General features: G+C 63.8%; 15 protein-coding genes. 13 read left to right on the forward strand and 2 right to left on the reverse strand.

Annotated features, from left to right (window positions below; all coding sequences use genetic code 11):
• The first annotated feature begins 5 nt into the window (after positions 1-5).
• The 3 genes from AC5I5I_RS11910 (at position 6) to trmB (ending at position 2,574) form a co-directional block, all read left to right on the forward strand.
• Positions 6-410: a helix-turn-helix domain-containing protein gene (locus tag AC5I5I_RS11910; protein ID WP_495973198.1), complete on the forward strand. Its 405-nt coding sequence runs from the start codon at positions 6-8 to the stop codon at positions 408-410.
• Between the two features lie 125 nt (positions 411-535).
• Entirely contained in the window at positions 536-1,810 is a 1,275-nt protein-coding gene (metK, locus tag AC5I5I_RS11915; RefSeq protein WP_495973200.1) for a methionine adenosyltransferase, read from the forward strand.
• Between the two features lie 38 nt (positions 1,811-1,848).
• Positions 1,849-2,574: a tRNA (guanosine(46)-N7)-methyltransferase TrmB gene (gene trmB / locus AC5I5I_RS11920; protein ID WP_495973202.1), complete on the forward strand. Its 726-nt coding sequence runs from the start codon at positions 1,849-1,851 to the stop codon at positions 2,572-2,574.
• Between the two features lie 19 nt (positions 2,575-2,593).
• Here the strand turns inward: trmB and AC5I5I_RS11925 are convergent, their stop codons facing one another.
• Complete coding sequence (locus AC5I5I_RS11925) at positions 2,594-3,688, reverse strand: DUF2336 domain-containing protein (protein ID WP_495973204.1); 1,095 nt, start codon at positions 3,686-3,688, stop codon at positions 2,594-2,596.
• 289 nt (positions 3,689-3,977) lie between these two features.
• On the opposite strand from AC5I5I_RS11925, the gene rimP reads away from it, so the two are divergent.
• The 9 genes from rimP (at position 3,978) to AC5I5I_RS11970 (ending at position 15,065) form a co-directional block, all read left to right on the forward strand.
• The gene (rimP, locus tag AC5I5I_RS11930) at positions 3,978-4,742 is read left to right on the forward strand and encodes a ribosome maturation factor RimP (protein WP_495973206.1); all 765 of its coding nucleotides are present in this window, start codon (positions 3,978-3,980) and stop codon (positions 4,740-4,742) included.
• 2 nt (positions 4,743-4,744) lie between these two features.
• Positions 4,745-6,355: a transcription termination factor NusA gene (gene nusA, locus AC5I5I_RS11935; protein WP_495973208.1), complete on the forward strand. Its 1,611-nt coding sequence runs from the start codon at positions 4,745-4,747 to the stop codon at positions 6,353-6,355.
• 15 nt (positions 6,356-6,370) lie between these two features.
• The gene (locus tag AC5I5I_RS11940; protein WP_495973210.1) at positions 6,371-7,087 is read left to right on the forward strand and encodes an RNA-binding protein; all 717 of its coding nucleotides are present in this window, start codon (positions 6,371-6,373) and stop codon (positions 7,085-7,087) included.
• Entirely contained in the window at positions 7,084-9,675 is a 2,592-nt protein-coding gene (infB, locus tag AC5I5I_RS11945) for a translation initiation factor IF-2 (protein ID WP_495973212.1), read from the forward strand. The genes AC5I5I_RS11940 and infB overlap by 4 nt, the downstream gene beginning before the upstream one ends.
• Positions 9,676-9,837: 162 nt before the next feature.
• A complete protein-coding gene (rbfA, locus tag AC5I5I_RS11950) occupies positions 9,838-10,251 on the forward strand; it encodes a 30S ribosome-binding factor RbfA (RefSeq protein ID WP_495973214.1) in 414 nt (137 codons plus the stop codon).
• A 136-nt stretch (positions 10,252-10,387) separates the two neighbouring features.
• A complete protein-coding gene (truB, locus tag AC5I5I_RS11955) occupies positions 10,388-11,407 on the forward strand; it encodes a tRNA pseudouridine(55) synthase TruB (protein WP_495973216.1) in 1,020 nt (339 codons plus the stop codon).
• A gap of 2 nt (positions 11,408-11,409) precedes the next feature.
• Positions 11,410-11,679 (forward strand): 30S ribosomal protein S15, encoded by a 270-nt coding sequence (rpsO, locus tag AC5I5I_RS11960; protein WP_495973218.1) that lies wholly within the window; start codon positions 11,410-11,412, stop codon positions 11,677-11,679.
• Positions 11,680-12,062: 383 nt separating this feature from the next.
• Positions 12,063-14,228: a polyribonucleotide nucleotidyltransferase gene (pnp, locus tag AC5I5I_RS11965; RefSeq protein ID WP_495973220.1), complete on the forward strand. Its 2,166-nt coding sequence runs from the start codon at positions 12,063-12,065 to the stop codon at positions 14,226-14,228.
• 120 nt (positions 14,229-14,348) lie between these two features.
• On the forward strand, positions 14,349-15,065 hold the full coding sequence (locus tag AC5I5I_RS11970) for a hypothetical protein (protein WP_495973222.1): 717 nt from the start codon (positions 14,349-14,351) through the stop codon (positions 15,063-15,065).
• Here the strand turns inward: AC5I5I_RS11970 and AC5I5I_RS11975 are convergent.
• A complete protein-coding gene (locus AC5I5I_RS11975; RefSeq protein WP_495973224.1) occupies positions 15,025-15,912 on the reverse strand; it encodes a LysR substrate-binding domain-containing protein in 888 nt (295 codons plus the stop codon). The two genes, AC5I5I_RS11970 and AC5I5I_RS11975, sit on opposite strands and share 41 nt — an antisense overlap.
• 114 nt (positions 15,913-16,026) lie before the next feature.
• On the opposite strand from AC5I5I_RS11975, the gene katG reads away from it, so the two are divergent.
• Positions 16,027-18,222 carry a catalase/peroxidase HPI gene (katG, locus tag AC5I5I_RS11980; protein ID WP_495973226.1) on the forward strand — a complete coding sequence of 732 codons (2,196 nt, stop codon included), beginning with the start codon at positions 16,027-16,029 and terminating at the stop codon, positions 18,220-18,222.
• The last annotated feature ends 31 nt before the right edge of the window (positions 18,223-18,253 follow it).

Here is an 18,253-nt window from a genome sequence, read left to right on the forward strand (position 1 = left end):
ACCCGATGGTTAAGAAGTCACCAAACCCCACGGACAAGCACGTTGGGGCTCGCGTTCGCATGCGACGTATGATGCTGTCCATGAGCCAGGAAAAGCTTGGCGATGCGCTTGGCCTCACGTTTCAGCAGGTGCAGAAATACGAGAAGGGGACCAACCGTATCGGTGCCAGCCGGCTGCAGCAGATCTCCAATATCTTGCAGGTACCGGTCTCGTTCTTCTTCGAAGGCGCCCCCAATAACTCGAATCCGGAATCGGGTTTTAGCGAGTCTCCCTCACCGTCCTATGTTTCGGATTTTCTGGCGACCTCGGACGGCCTGGCGCTGACCCGCGCCTTCATGAAGATCAAGACCCCGAAATTGCGGCGGCGGATCGTCGACCTCGTGGAGCAGATTGCCTCCGACGAGGAGTGAGCCCAACCAGCCCAATCCGGCTCCCATCCAGCCCACATCTTGACCGCGCCTTGACAAGGCTGCATTGAAAAGCTTTCCACAACCGACGAACGGTCCGTTTTCGTCCCTAGGGGGGAGTGCCATCAGTGCCGCGCAAAAGTCACCTTTTCACCAGCGAGTCTGTCTCCGAGGGGCATCCGGACAAAGTCTCCGACCAGATTTCCGATGCGATCCTGGACGCGTTTATCGAGAACGACGTCAAGCTCGGCATCGCTGATGACAGCCTGGTCAATACCCGCCTTGGCTGCGAGACTTTGACCGCCACAAACAAGATCGTCATTGCCGGCGAAGGACGCGGGCAGGCCCCGTTTTTCAAGAATTACGGCGGCAAGTCAGTCGTGAACCGTGAGCTGATCACCGAGATCGCGCGCGGCGTCGTGAAGGACATCGGCTACGATCAGGACGGCTTCTCCTATCATGGCGCCGACGTCGAAGTGCTGCTGCATGGTCAGTCCCCGGACATCGCCATGGGCGTGGATGCCAAGAAGAAGAAGGGCGGCGAAGAGGAAGGCGCCGGCGACCAGGGCATGATGTTCGGCTTCGCCTGCACCGAGAGCGAAGTCTACGAGAAGAACTCGTTCATGCCGGCGCCGATCTATTTTTCGCACAAGATCCTGAAAGTGTTGGCCGACCTTCGCCACTCCAAGAAGCTGCCGGATCTGCAACCGGATTCGAAGAGCCAGGTTACGGTTCGCTATGAAGACGGCCAGGCGGTCGGCTGCACCAAGGTGGTGGTGTCCACGCAACACAATGCGACCACCAAGAATGGCAAGAAATATACGCCGTCCATGGTCAAGGACATGATCGGGGATGCCGTCGCCTCCGCCCTGCCGAAGGGCTGGATGCCGAAAAAGGACTCCGACTTCCTCGTCAACCCGACCGGGAATTTCGTGGTCGGCGGTCCGGACGGCGATTGCGGCCTGACCGGCCGCAAGATCATCGTCGACACCTACGGCGGCTACGCCCCGCATGGCGGCGGCGCGTTCTCGGGCAAGGACCCGACCAAGGTCGACCGCTCGGCCGCCTATGCGGCGCGCTATCTGGCGAAGAACGTCGTGGCCGCGGGCCTCGCTGACAAGTGCACCATCCAGGTTGCCTACGCGATCGGCGTCGCCGATCCGATGTCGCTTCTGGTCGACACCCATGGCACCGGCAAGGTCGATGACGGCAAGCTGGAGAAGATTCTCGCCGAGCTGTTCCCGCTTCGCCCGACCAATATCCGCCGCACCCTCAAGCTGAACCGGCCGATCTACCGGCGCACCGCGGCCTATGGCCATTTCGGCCGCGCGCCGGACAAGGACGGCGGCTTCTCCTGGGAGAAGACCGATCTGGCCGATCAGATCCGCAAGGCGGCCCGGTAAGCCATTCGGCAGGCTTGTCTTTTGCGAACGGCCGCATCATGGATGCGGCCGTTATGCATTCCGACACCTCAGCACCCCCCGGCCCCGACCATCCCGGCGCCTTCTTCGGACGCCGCAAGGGCCGGCCCCTGAGGACCGGACAGACGCGTTTATTCGACACATTGCTGCCGACCGTCTGCGTTGATCTGCATTCTTCGGCGCCGGCGTCGCTCGCCGCATTGTTCCCGGACCAGCCCCGCGAGGTCCGCCTCGAGATCGGCTTCGGCGGCGCCGAGCATCTGATCGCGCAAGCCGCGGCCAATCCGGATTGCGGCTTCATCGGGGTCGAGCCCTTCATCAATGGCATGGCGAAAGCGCTCGCTGCCATCGATGCCAAGGGCCTGACGAATATCCGCCTGCATCACGGCGACGCCGTCGACCTGCTCGCCTGGCTGCCGGATGCCTCGCTCGCCAAGGTCTACCTGCTCTATCCCGACCCCTGGCCAAAGCGCCGGCACTGGAAGCGGCGCTTCGTACAGGAGCGCACCATCGCCGAGATCGCGCGCGTACTGCGGCCGGGCGGCGAATTCCGCTTCGCGAGCGATATCGAGGACTACACAGCCTGGACACTGATCCGGCTGCTGCGCGCGCCTGACTTCGCATGGACCGCGGAGCGCGCCGATGACTGGCGCAAACCGTGGCCGGAATTCCAGAGCACGCGCTACGAGAACAAGGCGAAGCGCGAGGGCCGCACGCCCTGCTATCTAACGTTCCAGAGGAAATGACGCTTTCGCGGATCGACGCTCAGACCGCGCTCTGCAGACTGTCCGGCGTGACCTGCCAGAACCGCACCACCCGCTTCGCGGTCGATGTCGACAGGCGGTCGAAATTGGCGCTGGCCGCATCGATGGACGGCGCGCTCTTGCCGCGACTGCCGAGGCGCGCCAGCAGAATTTCGCGCGCGGTTGGCCACGAATATCCGGCCGACTTGCACAGGATCAGGATCGGGTCGGGGCGCTCTCCGTTCATCAACCGGTCGACCACGTCGATCGGCACCCCGGTGAGCTGCGCCAGCGCGGCGACGGCGTCGTCGTAGGACTGCTTGCTCGCAAATTCCATGAGCTCGGCCTCGCCAAGCTGTCCGGCTTCGGCAAGCGCGCGCATCCGCGTCTGGGCTTCGGAAAAGTCGCGCACCGGCTTTGGCGCGAATACCTCGCCGGATACCCTGGCCAGCACCCGGCGGATCTCAGCCTGCGTCTCCGGACGGGCCTTCGACAGGAGCCGGCGCTGCACCACATCGGTCGCACGCGACAGCAATTCGCGAAACATGTGGTCGGGCACATCGCCCCGGAGCGCGACCGCCTCGGCGAGCACACCGTCCTGGTCGGCGCTCCGCACGAGCGTGGCAAAGCCGGTTTCCGAAATCTTCGCGCCGGCATTATTGGCGAGCTTGCGCTTCACGGTAAAGTCGCCCCGCCGAACCAGAATGTCGGTCACCGGCTCATCGATCTCGGCCCGGCTCGAAATCGCATAGAGATGTTCGGGGCTCATCGAATTGGCGATTTCCACCAGATCAGCGGTGCCGAGCCGTGGTGACTGCGCCAGCATGGGGCCAGCCACCATGATGTCCTCATCCTTCGCCAGCCGCCGCACCACCGCGAGCGGCGCATTGGCGACCGGAGCGAGTTGACGCGACAATTCGGAGCGAGCCTTGCTCTCGATCTCGTTGATCAGCATCACGAAGACATCGTCGAACAGACGGACGTGATCTTCGGAAAATCTGTTGGAGCCGTGCAGAAACAGCGCGGTGATCCGCCGCAACGCGTCCGTCCGCCGCTCGTCCGAACCGTGTCGTACGACGCTTTCCAGTTCGGGAATCAGCGAGGAGCCAGGAGCCATCGAATGGGTAAAATCCCCGAATCCAGAGGGAGCGATAAAAATTTACCGGCTGAGTCTGAACGAAGGGTTAGCCGGTTCCGCGGCTTTCTCCCTTGCGAAAAGACGGAAAACGGCTATATTGCCGCTGTCTTAAGACACCTCATAACGATCCGATTGGGTCGGTTTTTGAGAGTGGGCCCCGCCCGGGACCCGCTCTTTTTTATTACCTGAACGGCCGGAAGCCGCGCATGGCGCGTCTCCGGGAAACTCCCGGGCAAAAGTGAATTTCGCGGATTTAGAAACAGCGTCCATGAGCCTGTTGCCCGATGCCAAGATCGAAGCCGAACCGCGCCTGATCGCGGAGCCCGGCCTTGCTGCGCGCGTCGCCGCGATCGCGGAGCCGGTGATCGAAGGCATGGGTTATCGCCTGGTCCGCGTGCGGATCCTGGCGGCCGAGGGCTGTACGGTCCAGGTCATGGCGGAACGTCCGGATGGCAGCCTGACCATCGAGGATTGCGAAGAGATTTCTTACGCGCTGTCGCCGGTCCTCGATGTCGCCGACCCGGTCGATCGCGCCTACCGGCTGGAGATTTCCTCGCCGGGGATCGACCGCCCGCTGGTGCGGCGCTCCGATTTCGAAAAGCATGCCGGGCATCTCGCAAAGATCGAGATGAACGTCCCGGCCGACGGCCGCAAACGCTTTCGCGGCATCCTGCTCGGTGTCGAGGGCGATGCCGCCCGCATCCGGCTCGAGGATGCCAAGGCCGCCAAGACCGCCGACAAGACCGAGTTTTTGCTGCCGATCGAGGACATGGCCGAAGCCAAGCTCGTCCTGACCGACGAGTTGATTGCGGAGGCGCTGCGCAAGGGCAAGGCTGCAGAGCGCGAAGCGCGCGGCGAGGCCGAGCCGGAAGCCACACCAAAGCGCGACTACGCGCCGAAGCCGAAAGCCAAATCGAAGGCCTCGCCCGATCGGGCGAAGCAGAAACCGGACCGGACGATTCCCCGTCCGAAGCAGGCTCAATTGGACCGCGCCAAACAGGCACGGTCCGGTGGTTATGACGAAGGAGAGTGATCATGGCCGCGGTTAGCGCCAACAAACTCGAATTGCTGCAGATCGCCGATGCGGTGGCACGCGAGAAATCGATCGACCGCGGCATTGTCATCGCCGCGATGGAGGATGCGATCGCCCGCGCGGCGCGCTCGCGCTACGGCAGCGAGACCGAGGTCCGCGCCGAGATCGACCAGAAAAAGGGCGAGCTGCGCCTGTCACGTCACATGCTGGTGGTCGAGGCGGTTGAAAATCCGTCGAACCAGATCAGCGTCGAGGACGCGCGCCGTCTGAACCCCTCGGCACAGGTCGGCGATACCATCGCCGACGCGCTGCCGCCGCTGGAATATGGCCGCATCGCCGCACAGAGTGCCAAGCAGGTGATCGTGCAGAAGGTGCGCGAGGCCGAGCGCGACCGGCAATATCAGGAATACAAGGATCGCATCGGCGACATCGTCAACGGCGTGGTCAAGCGTGTGGAATACGGCAACGTGGTTGTCGATCTCGGTCGCGGCGAAGCGATCGTGCGGCGCGACGAGATGCTGCCGCGCGAAGTGTTCCGCAACGGCGACCGCGTCCGCGCCTATATCTACGACGTGCGGCGTGAGCCGCGCGGCCCGCAGATTTTTCTCTCGCGTACGCACCCCCAGTTCATGGCCAAGCTGTTCGCGCAGGAAGTCCCGGAAATCTATGACGGCATCGTCGAGGTGAAGGCGGTGGCCCGCGATCCCGGCTCGCGCGCCAAGATCGCCGTGATTTCGCGCGATTCCTCGGTCGATCCGGTTGGCGCCTGCGTCGGCATGCGCGGGTCGCGCGTGCAGGCGGTCGTGAACGAATTGCAGGGCGAGAAGATCGACATCATTCCGTGGTCACAGGACATCGCGACCTTCGTGGTGAATGCGCTCGCTCCCGCCGAAGTCGCCAAGGTTGTGCTCGACGAAGACAAGGAGCGCATCGAGGTGGTGGTGCCGGATGCGCAATTGTCGCTTGCGATCGGACGCCGCGGCCAGAATGTGCGTCTCGCCTCGCAGCTGACCGGCTGGGATATCGATATCCTCACCGAGCAGGAAGAATCCGAGCGCCGTCAGGCCGAGTTCCAGAACCGCACCAAGATCTTCATCGAGGCGCTCGATGTCGACGAGGTGGTGGGTCAGTTGCTCGCGTCGGAAGGCTTCACCACCGTTGAGGAACTGGCGCTGGTCGATGTGCGCGAAATTGCCGGCATCGAAGGCTTCGACGAGGAAACCGCCGAGGAATTGCAGAGCCGCGCCAAGGACTATCTCAATCGGATCGAGAGCGAATACGACGAGAAGCGCAAGGAGCTCGGCGTCGAGGATGCCCTGAAGGACGTGCCGGGCGTCACCACCCAGATGCTGGTGGCCTTCGGCGAGAACGGGATCAAGACCGTCGAGGACCTCGCCGGCTGCGCCACCGACGATCTGTCCGGATGGACCGAGCGCAAGGACGGCGAAACCAAGCGCGAGCCCGGCATTCTCGATGGCTTCGAAACGACCCGCGACGAAAACGAGTCGATCATCATGCAGGCCCGCCTGAAGGCTGGCTGGGTCACCGAGGCGGATCTGGCCAAGGAAGAGGCCGCCGACGAAGCGGCCGAGCCCGAAGCCGCGGGCGCGTGAGGTGACACACCGGACATGCTCGCAGCACTCGACGACGATACGGCGCTCGACAGCGGCCCCCACAAGGGGGTTGCGGCGGAGCGTCTTTGCGTGGTCGAGCGCGCGGTCAAGCCGGTCGAGGATCTGATCCGCTTCGTGGTCGACCCCACCGGAGAGGTGGTGCCGGACGTGAAGCGAAATCTCCCGGGCCGGGGCCTGTGGGTCACGGCAACCCGGGCCGCGGTGGATCTTGCGGTACGCCGCAAGCTGTTCGCCAAGGGCTTCAAGCGGGAGCTTCGCGGCGGCGCCGATCTCGGCGCTGTCACCGACCACCTGCTGGAGCGCGCGGCGCTCGATTCCCTGTCGATTGCGGGCAAGGCCCGCGACGTGGTCACCGGCTTCTCGAAGGTCGAGGCCGCACTGACCCGGGACAATCCGGCGGCGCTCCTGCATGCGTCGGACGGGTCCGAGGACGGCCTGCGCAAGCTGAAAGCGCTCCTGCGCCGCAACGAAGAACACGGAGCGCCCGAAATACCGGTCATCCGCGCATTTTCGGGCGCGCAATTGGATTTGGCATTAGGGCGGTCAAATGTGATACATGCTGCCCTGCTTGCCGGCCCAGCAAGCCAGGGCTTCCTCACGCGTTGTCAGCGCATGATGCGCTTTCGCACCGGCGAAATGGAAATGCCGGGGCCAAAGCGCGCGTTGGTCAAGGAACCCAAAATAACGAATTCGGGAACGGAATACGAATGAGCGACACGAAGACACCTGGCGAAAAGAAGGTTGGCGGCGGCAAGACGCTGACGCTGAAGCCGCGCACCGAAACGGGCGTGGTCCGCCAGAGCTTCAGCCATGGCCGCACCAAGCAGGTCGTGGTCGAAAAGGTGAAGCGCCGTGTGATCGGTGGCGCCGGCGATACCAAGCCGGAGCCCGTCGCCGAGCCCGTGGCGCCGAAGCGCGCGGCTCCGCCCCCCGCCAGGACCCCGGCTCCCGCCGCTCCCGCGCCGTCGAAATCCGGCGTCGTGCTGCGCACGCTGACCGACGATGAGCGCAATGCCCGCGCCCATGCGCTGGCCGACGCGCGCGTGCGCGAAGCCGAAGAACGCAAGATCGCCGAGGAAGAGGCGCGCCGCCGCCAGTCCCGCGAAGGCATCGAACAGGCCGAGCGCGAGGCCGCCGAGGCCCGCAAGCGCGAGGAAGAAGAGCGTCACCGCAAAGAGGAAGAAGCCAAGCGCAAGGCCGAGCAGGAAGCCAAGAAGCGTTTTGGCGACGGCGCGGCCGCGACGACCACCGCCGCCCCTGGCGGCGCACGGCTGGGCGTCGACCGCAAGCCTGTAATCGAGGCCGAAGAGGAAGAATCATCGTCGGCACCACGCGGGCGCCGTCCCGGCAGCACCGCACCGGCCCGCCCCGCGGCGCCGGTCAAGCCGACACGTACGGCGGCGCCGAAACAGCGCACGCGGCTGACGGTCGTGAATGCCGGCAGCGCCGACGAGGTGCGCGAGCGCTCGGTGGCGTCCTTCCGCCGCCGCACCCAGCGCCTGAAAGGCCATCACGCCGACGAGCCAAAGGAAAAGCTGATCCGCGAAGTGGTGATTCCGGAGACCATCACCATCCAGGAACTCGCCAACCGCATGGCCGAGCGTGGCGTCGACGTGATCCGGATGCTGATGAAGCAGGGCCACATGGCCAAGATCACCGACGTGATCGATGCCGATACCGCGCAGCTGATCGCCGAAGAACTCGGGCATACGGTGAAGCGGGTCGCCGAATCCGACGTGGAAGAAGGCCTGTTCGACGTAGCCGACGATCCCGAGGCGATGGTTTCGCGCGCGCCGGTCGTCACCATCATGGGCCATGTCGACCACGGCAAGACTTCGCTGCTCGACGCCATCCGCTCCGCGAATGTTGTGTCGGGCGAAGCCGGCGGCATCACCCAGCATATCGGCGCCTATCAGGTTGAGGAGCCCAATCACGGCAAGATCACGTTCATCGACACGCCAGGCCACGCGGCCTTCACCGCGATGCGCGCGCGCGGCGCCAAGGTCACCGACATCGTGGTGCTGGTGGTTGCGGCCGATGACGGCGTGATGCCGCAGACGATCGAGGCGATCCAGCACGCCAAGGCGGCCAAGGTGCCGATGATCGTCGCCATCAACAAGATCGACAAGCCGGACGCCAAGCCGGAGCGCGTGCGCACCGAACTGCTCCAGCACGAGGTGCAGGTGGAATCGATGGGCGGCGACGTGCTCGACGTCGAGGTCTCCGCGCTGAAGAAGATGAATCTCGACAAGCTGCTCGAGACCATCGGCCTGCAGGCCGAGCTTCTGGATCTGAAGGCCAATCCGTCGCGCGCGGCGGAAGGCACCGTGATCGAAGCCAAGCTCGATCGCGGCCGCGGACCGGTCGCGACCGTGCTGATCCAGCGCGGCTCGCTGCATATCGGCGACATTATCGTTGCCGGCGCCGAATGGGGCCGCGTCCGTGCGCTGGTCAGCGACAAGGGCGACACCGTGCAGGAGGCAGGTCCTTCGGTGCCGGTCGAGATTCTGGGCTTCAACGGCACGCCGGCTGCCGGCGACCGTCTCGCCGTGGTCGAGAACGAGGCCCGCGCCCGCGAGGTCACGTCCTATCGCGAGCGCCAGAAGCGCGACAAGCAGGCCGCCCGCCAGACCGGCATGCGCGGCTCGCTCGAAGAGATGATGGCGCAGGTCAAGACCGCGGGCCGCAAGGAATTCCCGCTGGTGATCAAGGCCGACGTGCAGGGCTCGATGGAAGCGATCATCGGCGCGCTCGACAAGCTCGGCACCGACGAAGTCGGCGCGCGGGTGGTGCTGTCGGGCGTCGGCGGCATCACCGAATCCGATATCACGCTGGCGGAATCGATCGGCGCCGCGGTGATCGGCTTCAACGTGCGCGCCCACAAGGAAGCACGCGAAGCCGCCGAGCGCGACGGCATCGAGATCCGCTATTACAACATCATCTACAATCTCGTGGATGACGTGAAGGCGGCGATGTCCGGCCTGCTCACGCCGGAACGACGCGAGACCATGCTGGGCAATGCCCGCATCCAGGAAGTGTTCAACGTGTCGAAGGTCGGCAAGGTCGCCGGCTGCATCGTCACCGACGGCACCGTGGAGCGCGGCGCCGATGTCCGGCTGATCCGCGACAACGTCGTGGTTCACGAAGGCAAGCTGTCGCAACTCAAGCGCTTCAAGGAAGACGCCAAGGAAGTGAAGGCCGGCCAGGAATGCGGCATGGCGTTCGAAAACTACCAGGACATGCGCGCAGGCGACGTGATCGAGTGTTACCGGGTGGAGCAGATCCAGCGCAGCCTGTGAGTCCAAGTCTCACGGCTTCGGTATCAATCTGTCATCGCCGGGCAAAAGCGCGAAGCGCGTCTTCGCTCTGAAGGCCCGGCGATCCATCTGCAAAGAAGCATTTTCAGGAAGATGGATGGATGCCCGGGTCAAGCCCGGGCATGACCACGTTCGAGATTTTTGATGCGAAACAAAAAACCGAAACGCGAGTCAGGCCCCGCGGTCGCCTCGCAACGCCAGCTCCGGGTCGGCGAACTGATCCGCCATGCGGTAGCCGAGATGCTGTCGCGCGGAGAGGTTCATGACCCTGTCATCGAAGGACACATGATCACGGTCCCCGAAGTGCGCATGACTGCGGACCTCAAGCTCGCGACCATCTACGTGATGCCGCTCGGCGGCAAGGACGTGACCGAAGTCATCAAGGCGCTGAACGACAACAAGCGCTTCCTGCGTGGCGAGATCGCGCATCGCGTTAACCTGAAATTCGCACCTGACATTCGATTCCGCGCCGACGAACGATTCGACGAAGCGGAACGGATCGAGAAGCTTTTGCGAACACCGCAGGTACGGCGCGATCTGGAGAGCGACGATGAGTAATTCAAATCGCGCCACAGATTCGGTCACCTCCCCCCTTGCGGGGGAGGTCGACGCGCGAAGCGCGTCGGGAGGGGGGTATTCTTCATTGTCGAATTCGGAATCCACCCCCCTCCCCAACCCTCCCCCGCAAGGGGGGATGGGGCCGTCGGAACAAGGTGCTGACGTCGGTGCAAGACCGAAGGACAAACGCAAGCAGCAGCACCGCCGCGACAAGCGCGACGTGCACGGCTGGGTGGTGCTCGACAAGCCGATCGGCATGACCTCGACGCACGCGGTCGCCGTGATCCGCCGCCTGTTCACGGCCAGACGCGGGGGCCACGCCGGCACACTTGATCCGCTGGCGACAGGCTGCCTGCCGATCGCGCTGGGCGAGGCCACCAAGACCGTGCCGTTCATCATGGATTCGACCAAGACCTACCGCTTCACCGTGCGATGGGGCGAGGAGCGCGATACCGACGATTCGGAAGGCCGCGTGGTCGAAGTGAGCGATGCCCGGCCGACCGCCGAGCAGATCCAGGCGATCCTTCCCTCCTTTCTGGGCGTCATCCAGCAGACCCCGCCCCGCTTCTCCGCCATCAAGATCGACGGCGAGCGCGCCTATGACATCGCCCGCGACGGCGAAGTGGTGGAGATGCAGCCCCGCGAGGTCGAAATCGACCGGCTGGAACTGGTGGAGAGCCCCGACCCGGACCATTCGGTATTCGAGACCGATTGCGGCAAAGGTACCTATGTAAGGGCGCTGGCACGGGATTTCGGCCGCCTCCTCGGCTGCAAGGGCCATGTGTCGGCGCTCCGGCGGACCTCGGTCGGCCCCTTTGGCGAGGGCGAAATGATTTCGCTGGAACAACTGCAGGCTTTGTGCGATAGAGCCGCCGCCGGCGAGGCAAGCCTCGCCGACGCGTTATGGCCTGTTGAGACCGCGCTGGACGACATCCCGGCGCTGGCCGTTAGCAGGTCCGATGCGGCAAGGCTCCAGAGAGGCCAGGCCGTCATCCTGCGCGGACGGGACGCTCCCATCCTTGAGGGCCTGGTCTACGTCACGGTTGCGGGCGATCTGATCGCCCTTGCCGAGACCGGTCAGGGCCAGATCGTTCCCAAGCGCGTGTTCAACCTCGCCGGCCTGACTGGCAGCGCCGGCAAAGACAAAGGCACCTGACGATGTCGATCGAAGCCGGCCGCAAGGCCGAAGTCATCAAGACGTTTGCACGCAAGTCCGGCGACACCGGTTCGCCGGAGGTCCAGGTCGCGATCCTGTCCGAGCGGATCAACAACCTGACCAACCACTTCAAGACCCATACCAAGGACAACCACTCCCGCCGCGGGCTGCTCAAGCTCGTGTCGCTGCGCCGCCAATTGCTCGACTACGTCAAGCGCAAGGACGAGGCGCGCTACAAGGAACTGATCGAGCGGCTCAATATCCGCCGCTGATTGCTGCCGCATCCATTGTGCGGAAAAGGCATGACCCCGAAAGCGCGAAACGGTTTCGGACAAGGTCATGCTCCAAGGAGCGCGGTGCCGAAAAGCGTGATGCGGTTTTCGGACGACATCGTGCTCAACTGTCGCGGACGCATTGTGGCGTCCGCTCAATCTTGAGCGAACGCGAAGCATCGCGTTCTTGTACGACCGGTAGCGAAATCTGCCGGACCCCGAGCGGTGACAATACGGATTGGCCCGCTCGCATCCCGGAGGGATGAGCCATGGCAGGATCGCCGGATATTGCCGCTTGAGCGCGTCTCACATCGCGCCGGCAATATCTCGCCGTCTTGCACATGGCTTTTTCCCTCAGTCCGAACCGATGAGAGAAAAGCAAAATGTTCGAAAAGCATACCGTTGAACTCGACTGGGGCGGGCGCAAGCTCACCCTCGAGACCGGCAAGGTCGCGCGCCAGGCCGATGGCGCCGTCGTCGCCACCTATGGCGAAACCACCGTGCTCGCGACCGTGGTCGCGGCCAAGTCGCCGCGCGAAGGCGTGGACTTCCTGCCGCTGACCGTCGATTACCAGGAAAAGTATTACGCCGCCGGCCGCATTCCCGGCGGCTATTTCAAGCGTGAAGGCCGTCCGACCGAAAAGGAAACGCTGGTCTCGCGCCTGATCGATCGTCCGATCCGTCCGCTGTTCGCCGACGGCTGGCGCAATGAGACGCAAGTGATCGTCACCACGCTCTCCCATGACATGGAGAACGATCCCGACATCCTCGCGCTGGTCGCCACGTCTGCCGCGCTGACACTGTCCGGCGTGCCGTTCATGGGCCCGATCGGCGCCGCCCGGGTCGGCTTCATCAACGGCGAATATGTCTTGAATCCGCTGGTCGACGAGATGACCGACACCGACCTCGATCTCGTGGTCGCCGGCACTGCCGATGCGGTGCTGATGGTCGAATCCGAAGCCAAGGAATTGTCGGAAGATGTGATGCTCGGCGCCGTGATGTTCGGCCATCGGCATTTCCAGCCGGTGATCCAGGCGATCATCCAGCTTGCCGAGAAGGCCGCCAAGGAACCGCGCGAGCTGAAGGTCATCGACAATTCCGAGATCGAAAAGGAAATGCTCGGGCTGTTCGAGAAGGACCTGCGGTCGGCTTATTCGATCTCCAAGAAGCAGGATCGCTATGCCGCCGTCGGCGCGGTGAAGGAAAAGATGCTGGCGCATTTCTTTCCGGAAGGCGCGGAGCCGAAATACGACAAGCAGCGTATTGCCGGCGTGTTCAAGGAACTGGAAGCCAAGATCGTTCGCTGGAACATTCTCGACACCTCCAAGCGCATCGATGGACGTGACCTGAGCACCGTTCGTCCGATCGTCTGCGAAGTCGGCGTGCTTCCGCGCACCCACGGTTCGGCGCTGTTCACCCGCGGCGAAACCCAGGCGCTGGTGGTCACCACGCTCGGCACCGGCGAGGACGAGCAGTGGATCGACGCGCTGCAGGGCACCTACAAGGAACACTTCCTGCTGCACTATAACTTCCCGCCCTATTCGGTCGGCGAGACCGGCCGTCTCGGCGGCACCAAGCGTCGCGAGATCGGCCACGGCAAGCTGGCCTGGCGTGCGATCCATCCGGTTCTGCCGGCCAAGCACGACTTCCCCTACACCATCCGCGTCGTCTCGGAAGTGACCGAATCGAACGGCTCGTCGTCGATGGCGACGGTGTGCGGTTCGTCGCTCGCGCTGATGGATGCGGGCGTGCCGCTGAAGCGGCCGACCGCGGGCATCGCCATGGGCCTAATCCTCGAGGGCGAAAAATACGCCGTTCTCTCGGACATTCTCGGCGACGAGGATCATCTCGGCGACATGGACTTCAAGGTCGCCGGCACCGAAGCCGGTATCACCTCGCTGCAGATGGACATCAAGATCGCTGGCATCACCGAGCAGATCATGAAGACCGCGCTTGCCCAGGCCAAGGACGGTCGCGTCCACATCCTCGGTGAGATGGCCAAGGCCCTGACCGCAGCGCGCGCCGAACTCGGCGAACACGCTCCGCGCATCGAGACCCTGAAGATTCCGGTGGACAAGATCCGCGAAGTGATCGGCACCGGCGGCAAGGTGATCCGCGAGATCGTCGAAAAGACCGGCGCCAAGATCAACGTCGAGGACGACGGCACCGTCAAGGTCGCCTCCGCCAACGGCGAGCAGATCCGCGCTGCGATCAAGTGGATCAAGTCGATCGCGTCCGATCCGGAAGTTGGCCAGATCTATGACGGCACCATCGTGAAGGTGATGGATTTCGGCGCGTTCGTGAACTTCTTCGGTTCCAAGGACGGCCTCGTCCATATCAGCCAGCTCGCGCAGGGCCGCGTGCAGAAGACCTCCGACGTCGTCAAGGAAGGCGACAAGGTAAAGGTCAAGCTGCTCGGCTTCGACGATCGCGGCAAGACGCGGCTGTCGATGAAGGTCGTCGATCAGGAGACTGGCGAGGACCTCGAGGCCAAGCAGAAGGCCGAGCGCGAGAAGGAGCCGGAAGCAGCCGCCGGCGGCGCCGAATAGCATCCGCAAGGCTGCTGTTCACGGAGAAATTGAAGGGCGGCCCGGTGGGTCGCCCTTTTTCGTTGCGGGTTGTTGCGTCTAACATCGGCCGTAGCATCATTTCCGCTCCGAGCCCCGGACATGCCCGACTGGTATCGCCTCAAATGGTATGGCGCCCTCGCGATCGGAATCGCATTCGTGCTGGCGGGGCTTTTCATTGCCGTGACGCGCGATTCAGGCGGATGGCTCGTCGTCGCTTTTTTTGGATTCGTCGTGGGGATGGCGGTTCACGAATTGTGGCCGGAAGTGATCGAGGGTCGGTTCATCGCACCTGCGACGATATCGAGTCGGTTTCCGGGACCGGCCAAACTCAGGACGCCGCGCCGCAAGCAGATATTCACCCTGCTTGCCACCATCTTGTTCGGCGGTTGCCTGTTATGGATGGCGCTCTACTGGGACTTCAGCGGCCTGGAACGCTTCTTCATGTGGCTGGGTGCGATCGGATGCGGGGTGGGCATCCCGTTTTTGTTGCTCCCGATCATCCGCGGATCGACATTGCAGATCGACGCCGACGGCTTCGAAGTCCTTCAGGGAATGAAGCGCAGCCGTTTCCTTTGGCGTGACACTGGCGAGTTTTCGGTTGCCGATGTCGGCGCGCTCATCGTCGTGTTCAACAATGAGACGATCGACAGCGGTGCTGTCGCCACCATCAACCAGAATGTGATCGGGCATAGCGGCGCCCTGCCCGATACCTATGGCATGGACGCTTGGTCGCTCGCATCGCTGCTGAACGAATGGCGGGCGCGGGCGCGGGCCGCTAACCCACAACCTCCGTTACAATCTTTCCCAATGCGTTGAAGTCGCGCGCGCGCGACGAGGTCTTGCGCCAGGCCAAGCCTACGGTGCGGAACGGCTCGGGCTTGGCGAAACGCAACAGCTTGACGCGTCCGTCGCGCACCTCGACCGGAACCGCGATCTCCGGGATCAGCGTCACGCCGTAACCGTTCGCCACCATCTGCATCACGGTGGTGAGGCTGGTCGCGCCAAGCTCGCGCAGCGTGCCGCCGGTGGCCTCGTTGCAGAAGGCAAGCGCCTGATCGCGCAGGCAATGGCCCTCCTCGAGCAGGATCAGGCGGCTCGGATCGATATCGTCGGCCGTGATGCGGGCGCGGTTCGGCAGGTCGTCACCGGCCGGGGCTGCGAGCAGGAACGCATCGTCAAACAGTGGAAGCGTCTCGATCTCCGCATGCGGCGCGGGGAGCGCGATCATCACCACGTCGAGCGCGCCGCGGATCAACTCCTCGACCAGAAATCGCGTCTGCGTTTCGCGCAATTCCAGTTCAAGGTCCGGATGCGTCGCCTGCAGCACCGGCAAGAGATGCGGCAGCACATACGGCGCGACTGAGGGAATGACACCGAATTTCAGCGTGCCGGACAGCACCGCGCCGCGATGGCGCGCGAAATCCTCCAGGTCCGAGACTTCGCTGAGGATCCGCTCCGACCGCCGGGCGATTTCGAGTCCGGTCTCGGTCATCGAGACGTCGTTGGTGCGCCGCTCCACCAGCGCCACTCCGAGGTCCTGCTCGAGATCCTTGATCTGCATCGACAGAGCCGGCTGGCTGACGGCGCAAGCCTCCGCCGCGCGTCCGAAATGGCGGTGGCGGGCAAGCGCGTTCAGATAGCGGAGCTGCCGGAGCGTGACCATTCCGATAAGATAATCTTATCGTTGATCCTAATCAATACGATTGGACCTTATAAAAACTAGGGAGCATGGTCCGGCCCGGCAGCCAAAATTTTCGACGATGAGGAGTGCAAGAACATGGACGCAAAAACGGACGATAAAGGCGCGGGCAAATGCCCGTTCACCGGCGGCTCGCGTGGACACAGGAACCGCGACTGGTGGCCGGACGCGCTCGACATCGAAATGCTGCACAAGAATTCCGCGCTGTCCGACCCGATGGGCAAGGACTTCGACTATGCGGAAGAATTCAAGACGCTCGACCTCGATGCGGTGATGAAGGACCTGAAGGCCCTGATGACCGACTCGCAAGAGTGGTGGCCGGCTGATTTCGGCCATTACGGCGGCCTGATGGTTCGCATGGCGTGGCACTCGGCCGGCACCTACCGCATCACCGATGGCCGCGGCGGCGCCGGCGCCGGACAGCAGCGCTTCGCGCCGCTCAACTCCTGGCCGGATAACGCCAACCTCGACAAGGCCCGCCGCCTGCTGTGGCCGATCAAGCAGAAATACGGCCGCAAGCTGTCCTGGGCCGACCTCATGGTGCTGGCCGGAAACGCCGCGCTGGAATCGATGGGCTTCAAGACGTTCGGTTTTGCCGGTGGGCGCGCCGACGTATGGGAGCCTGAAGAACTGTATTGGGGCCCGGAAGGCACCTGGCTCGGCGACGAACGCTATAGCGGCGAGCGTCAGCTGCACGACGCGCTGGGCGCGGTGCAGATGGGGCTGATCTACGTGAATCCGGAAGGTCCGAACGGCAACCCGGACCCGATCGCGGCGGCGAAGGACATCCGCGAAACCTTCTACCGCATGGCGATGAACGACGAGGAAACCGTCGCGCTGATTGCCGGCGGTCATACCTTCGGCAAGACCCATGGTGCGGGCGATCCCTCGCTGGTCGGACCCGATCCGGAAGCCGGCGCGCTCGAGGATCAGGGGCTTGGCTGGAAGAGCACGTATGAGAGCGGTATCGGCGCTCATGCGATTACCGGCGGTCCGGAAGTCACCTGGACGCAGAAGCCGACGCAGTGGTCGAACCTGTTCTTCAAGAACCTGTTCGAGAACGAATGGGAGCTGACAAAGAGCCCGGCCGGCGCCAAGCAATGGGTGGCCAAGAACGCCGTCGCCGACGTGCCGGATGCGTTCGATCCGTCGAAGAAGCACCGGCCGACCATGCTCACGACCGACCTGTCGCTGCGCTTCGACCCGGCCTACGAGAAGATCTCGCGGCGCTTCTATGAGAACCCGGACCAGTTCGCGGACGCCTTCGCCCGCGCCTGGTTCAAGCTGACCCATCGCGACATGGGCCCGCGCGCCCGCTATGTCGGCAAGCTGGTGCCGAAGGAAGTGCTGATCTGGCAGGATCCGATCCCTGAGGTCGATCATCCGCTGATCAGCGACACGGATGCCGATGCGCTGAAGGCGAAGATTCTCGCCTCCGGTCTGACGGTGCCGCAACTGGTTTCGACGGCCTGGGCATCGGCCTCGACGTTCCGCCGCTCCGACAAGCGCGGCGGTGCCAACGGTGCCCGTATTCGTCTCGCTCCGCAGAAGGACTGGGAGGTCAATCAACCCGCTCAGTTGAAGACGGTGCTGGCGAAGCTCGAGGAGATCCAGAAGGGCTTCGGCAAGAAGGTATCGCTCGCCGACATGATCGTGCTCGCAGGCAACGCGGCCGTGGAAAAGGCCGCGAAGGATGCGGGCGTCGATGTGAAGGTGCCGTTCAAGCCGGGTCGCATGGATGCGTCGCAGGATCAGACCGACGTCGAATCCTTCGCGCCGCTCGAGCCCCGTGCGGACGGCTTCCGCAACTACATCAACGACAAGAAGATGCAGTTCCTGTCGCCGGTGGAAGCGCTGGTGGACCGGGCCCAATTGCTGACACTGACCGGGCCGGAGATGACCGTGCTGGTTGGTGGCCTGCGGGTGCTCGGTGCGAATGCCGGCGATTCCAAAAATGGCGTCCTGACCAAGCAACCGGGCAAGCTGACCAACGACTTCTTCGTCAACCTGCTCGATATGAGCACAGAGTGGGAAGCCCCGAACGCCGAAGGCATCTACCAGGGACACGACCGCAAGACCAAGGCGCCGAAGTGGACGGCAACGAGCGTCGACCTGATCTTCGGTTCGCATTCGCAGCTCCGCGCCTTCGCGGAAGTCTATGCGTGCGCGGACTCGAAGGAGAAGTTCGTGAAGGACTTCGTCAAGGCGTGGAACAAGGTCATGAACGCGGACCGGTTCGATCTCCACAAGGACTCGCTGCGCGAAGCGGCGTAAGCGGAGATTGTCACGCGAGAAGGCAAAAGGG

Source organism: Pseudorhodoplanes sp. (assembly GCF_059499825.1).

Excerpts from the sequence above, each read along its gene's own strand:
- AC5I5I_RS11925 (WP_495973204.1), bottom strand. The coding sequence starts at position 3,688 with ATGGCTCCTGGCTCCTCGCTGATTCCCGAACTGGAAAGCGTCGTACGA.
- trmB (WP_495973202.1), top strand. The coding sequence starts at position 1,849 with ATGGATGCGGCCGTTATGCATTCCGACACCTCAGCACCCCCCGGCCCC.
- pnp (WP_495973220.1), top strand. The coding sequence starts at position 12,063 with ATGTTCGAAAAGCATACCGTTGAACTCGACTGGGGCGGGCGCAAGCTC.
- rbfA (WP_495973214.1), top strand. The coding sequence starts at position 9,838 with ATGCGAAACAAAAAACCGAAACGCGAGTCAGGCCCCGCGGTCGCCTCG.
- rpsO (WP_495973218.1), top strand. The coding sequence starts at position 11,410 with ATGTCGATCGAAGCCGGCCGCAAGGCCGAAGTCATCAAGACGTTTGCA.
- AC5I5I_RS11940 (WP_495973210.1), top strand. The coding sequence starts at position 6,371 with ATGCTCGCAGCACTCGACGACGATACGGCGCTCGACAGCGGCCCCCAC.
- nusA (WP_495973208.1), top strand. The coding sequence starts at position 4,745 with ATGGCCGCGGTTAGCGCCAACAAACTCGAATTGCTGCAGATCGCCGAT.
- truB (WP_495973216.1), top strand. The coding sequence starts at position 10,388 with ATGGGGCCGTCGGAACAAGGTGCTGACGTCGGTGCAAGACCGAAGGAC.
- infB (WP_495973212.1), top strand. The coding sequence starts at position 7,084 with ATGAGCGACACGAAGACACCTGGCGAAAAGAAGGTTGGCGGCGGCAAG.
- rimP (WP_495973206.1), top strand. The coding sequence starts at position 3,978 with ATGAGCCTGTTGCCCGATGCCAAGATCGAAGCCGAACCGCGCCTGATC.
- AC5I5I_RS11910 (WP_495973198.1), top strand. The coding sequence starts at position 6 with ATGGTTAAGAAGTCACCAAACCCCACGGACAAGCACGTTGGGGCTCGC.
- katG (WP_495973226.1), top strand. The coding sequence starts at position 16,027 with ATGGACGCAAAAACGGACGATAAAGGCGCGGGCAAATGCCCGTTCACC.
- AC5I5I_RS11975 (WP_495973224.1), bottom strand. The coding sequence starts at position 15,912 with ATGGTCACGCTCCGGCAGCTCCGCTATCTGAACGCGCTTGCCCGCCAC.
- AC5I5I_RS11970 (WP_495973222.1), top strand. The coding sequence starts at position 14,349 with ATGCCCGACTGGTATCGCCTCAAATGGTATGGCGCCCTCGCGATCGGA.